At 62.6% G+C, this 3,701-nt stretch carries 3 protein-coding genes; all 3 read right to left on the reverse strand.

Annotated elements, in window-relative coordinates; all coding sequences use genetic code 11:
• Positions 1 to 122: 122 nt before the first annotated feature.
• Genes F4U94_RS23815 through F4U94_RS23825 form a run of 3 tightly spaced genes read right to left on the reverse strand, consistent with a single transcriptional unit; the run spans position 123 to position 3,579 of the window.
• Complete coding sequence (locus tag F4U94_RS23815) at positions 123 to 1,127, reverse strand: tyrosine-type recombinase/integrase (protein ID WP_093067947.1); 1,005 nt, start codon at positions 1,125 to 1,127, stop codon at positions 123 to 125.
• Positions 1,124 to 2,038 carry a tyrosine-type recombinase/integrase gene (locus F4U94_RS23820; protein WP_095687466.1) on the reverse strand — a complete coding sequence of 305 codons (915 nt, stop codon included), beginning with the start codon at positions 2,036 to 2,038 and terminating at the stop codon, positions 1,124 to 1,126. Before F4U94_RS23820 ends, F4U94_RS23815 begins: the two co-directional genes overlap by 4 nt.
• Positions 2,032 to 3,579, reverse strand: coding sequence for a tyrosine-type recombinase/integrase (locus tag F4U94_RS23825; protein ID WP_095687465.1), 1,548 nt, complete (start codon positions 3,577 to 3,579; stop codon positions 2,032 to 2,034). Before F4U94_RS23825 ends, F4U94_RS23820 begins: the two co-directional genes overlap by 7 nt.
• Positions 3,580 to 3,701 lie beyond the last annotated feature (122 nt).

Below are 3,701 nucleotides of genomic sequence, written 5' to 3' on the forward strand. Positions count from 1 at the left end.
GACATATTCTTTGCAGTCGCAGTTTATGTCGAGCGTGGCGGCAGGAGGCGCAGGTTTCCTTCGGTTTTCCATGATTTCACTCCAGATAATATATGAGGATCAGGGGAATGTCTGGGGACGGGTCAGGCCAGTCTTCGAACGTCGGTAAGCATGGTGATCAGAGCGTCGGATGGCGGCTTGAAGCGTCCGGGCATGATGGCGGGGGCGCCGTGGGCCGCGAGAATCTGCAGCTTCTCCTCGGGATCGGCGCGCAGATAGGCCTCGGTACTTTGGATGCTGGCGTGGCCGAGCCACAGCGCGACTTTGCGAATGTCACCTGTCGCCGCCAACGTGTGCATGGCGCAGGAATGGCGCAGCACGTGCGGCGTGACCCGTTTTCCGAGGATCGAAGGCTGCTTGATTCCGGCAATCTTAACGTGTTCGGCCAGTCGGAATGCGAACCCGTCACGCGTCATGGGCTGCCCGTTCGCGTTGAGAAATATCTCGGAAACCTGCGCTTCGGGGCGGATCGCAAGCCATGCGCGCAATGCGATCTGGGTCTCTTTCCAGAGCGGCAAGACCCGTTCGCGGCGGCCCTTTCCCATGATGTGCATGGTGGACAGCGAACGGTCCGGGAAATCGCGCTGTTGCAGCGATACGAGTTCCGACACCCTGAGCCCGCCAGCATAGGCCAGGTGCAACATAGCGCGGTCACGAGTGCCGAGGCGGGTCCGGGGATCAGGTGCATCAAGCAAAGCCTTGATCTCTGCCCGGTCGAGGTAGTCGATCAGTGCCTTGTCGGTCTTCTTGGTTGGAATCGCACGAATGCGCAGGGCCTGATCGAGACAGGCAGGCACGCGATACTCGATGTACCGGAAGAATGATCGGATCGCTGCCAATCGGCCATTGCGGGTCCTCACGCAGCTGCCGCGTCCGTTCTCAACATGGTGGAGGAAGGCCAGGATGAGGTCCGTGCCGAGATCCTCGACCTCAAGATCGGTTGGCCGACGCTTCAACCGGTCGGCAGCGAACCGGACCAGCAGCACGAAGCAGTTGGCGTAGGTCTTCACCGTGTGCGGGCTGACGGCGCGGTCGCGCGGAAGATGTTCGCGCAGGTACGCCGAGAGATAAGGGGCGAGTGCCGTCATGCCGCTTCTCCCAGGTAAAGGTGTTCGCTGGCGACCGCGATGTCGCGCAGCAACACCGGGGTGGCCTCGACATACCAGTAGGTGTTGGCGACCGACGCGTGTCCCAGATAGACGCTGAGGCCGGCCATGTGATGTGCCACGGCCTCCCTGTCCGGCGGACAGGACTCCAGCGAGCGCACGGCGAAGGTATGGCGCAAATCGTGCATCCGCATACCCGCTGTTCCGGTCGGTCCGCGGTATCCAAGCTGTCGTGCCAACCGGACGAACACGATGTGGGCGCGAACCTTGTGGGGTGCCCGTCCTCGGATGGTGACGAACAGGTCATTGCCCGTGGCGCCGAGCCTCGCTCGGGTCGCGAGATATGCTTCGAGCGCCTGCCGGGTCGACGGTTGCAACGCGACGAGGCGCTGCTTGCCGAACTTGCCATTGCGAATGATCAACCCGTCTTCGCCCAGATCGTCACACTGTAGCGCGAGGGCTTCGGAAATCCTCAGGCCAGTCGCTGCCAGCAATCCGAACAGGCAATGGTAGGTGTGGGGGCTGATTGTGCCTTTGGGCGGCAGGTCCAGCGCCGCGGCCATGATGGCGCGGATCTGTTCGGGCTCGATGATATACGGGGTCGGGCGTGGACGCTTACCCCGGCCGAAGACGCCAGCAGGAGGCACTTCGTGGGCGGGTTCCTCGGCATGGGCGAAAAGGCTGAAGTTGCGAACGGTGTCGAAGCGGGTCTGTGCCACATATTGCGAGCTCGCCGTGTGGCACCAGTCGTAGATGCGCTGGACCTGGGTGTGTTGGTCACCGAAATGCCCTGCGTAGGCTGCATAGAGGCGGAGCAGCCGATCCTGTTCGTCATACTTCCGGCCAAGACTGCGGTGCAGTGCAACGTAGCGGGAAATGTGCGTGTTCAGCATGACGGTTCTCCTGGCCATGGCTGGGCGATCTTCATGAGCATCGGCAGATCGACCTTGGCGTAGATGGCGGTGGTCTCGGGTGAGCTGTGGCGCAGGATGGTCCCGACGGACTCCAGCCCCGCGCCTGCGCGCAGCAAGTTGGTGGCAAGCGAATGCCGGAAGATGTGCGATCCGGTCGGCACGCCCTGGATCCCGCCGCGTTCACGCGTGCGCGCAACTATGCCGGCAATCTCGGCGGACGAACGGAATGGCCGGAACGGGGCTTGCGCGCGTACGAACAAGTGCGGATCGGCGGCCTTGGGACGGGCCGTGGCAATGTAGTCCAGGATCGCGTCGCCAACATCCTGGGGTAACGGCAGCCGGTCTGGCCGTCTGGTCTTGCCCTTGACCGTCAGATGACCGGACCGCCAGTCGATGTCTTCGAGGTGCATATCCTGAATATCGCCGGCACGCAGGCCGAGCCTGGCGAGCAGAAGAATGATGGCCTTGTCCCGAACTTCCACTGGGCGGCCTGTCGGACAGGCGTCGATGATCTGCTCGACCGTTGCCGGGTCGACGTGGCGGGGCAGCGTCGACAGGCGGTATCGCTGGACCGAAGGGATCGCGTGCAACAGTGCCGGTCGACACTCGCCTTGCCCAATCAAAAAGCGGATGTAGCTCCGCATGATCGTGACGATCAGCGAGACGGATCCCGGCGTCTCCTTGCTTCGTCGTTCAAACGCCCGCCTGAGCGCCGCCGCATCCCATTGCGAAGGCTCGCCCAGCATGGGCATGAGCCGACGAATGTCGGCCCGGTAGCGGCGGATCGTCTCTTCGGTGGCGCCGCGATGTTGCCGAAGCCAGGCAAGGTAAGCCGCCATGTGCGGGTCAGCATCCGCCACCGGTTCGACTGGTGGGATGGCACCCTGCCGCCGCAGAAACTCGACGAAGTGCCGAGCGCACCGCCGTCGACGCTTCGCACCTGATGCAACGAGCTTGCCTCGCTTGCGCCAGACCGGACAGCGACAAACATGCGCGCCGTACTGGTCGATGATCGTGTCGTCGATATCGGCCCACCGCCGCCGCACAATGCGAAGCCAGGCCGCGAAATGCTCGGCCTCGGATCGATAGGACTGGGCCGGTCCTTGCGCGAGTTGCAAGCGATCGATCCCATCGAAATAGTCGGCGAGGTACCGTGGCAGATCGTCCATCCCGTCGTCGACATCGACGTAGCCTTGATCTTCCAGGAAGCGGACGAAGCGCCTGACCCGCGCTGCAATGTCCGCCTTATAAACTGGCTGCTGCGCCGAATACCGGTGGCAACGGCACCGATGCTTCTCGAACCGCCGAACGGTCCGATCGTCGATCGTGCGGATCGCGATCCCGTGCAGTTCCATCCAATGCAGGAAATGACGGGCCGCAGCGCCAAACAGAACCGCACTGCCTGACCTCTCGTCGAGCGACAGAGAGGAGAGGAATGCGGTGAGTAGAGCGTCGTGACTGGGCGGGTCGTCGACCCGGAGCGGGGCCGCTCGAAACGGCAATGATGATCTTGATCGCATGTTGGTTCCTTCGACTTGTTGAGGTCGAGGGAACCGTAATTATCTGGAGTGAAATCATGGAAAACCGAAGGAAACCTGCGCCTCCTGCCGCCACGCTCGACATAAACTGCGACTGCAAAGAA

Origin of the sequence: Sphingobium limneticum, from assembly GCF_008710155.1 — a bacterium.
Lineage (GTDB): Bacteria > Pseudomonadota > Alphaproteobacteria > Sphingomonadales > Sphingomonadaceae > Sphingobium > Sphingobium limneticum.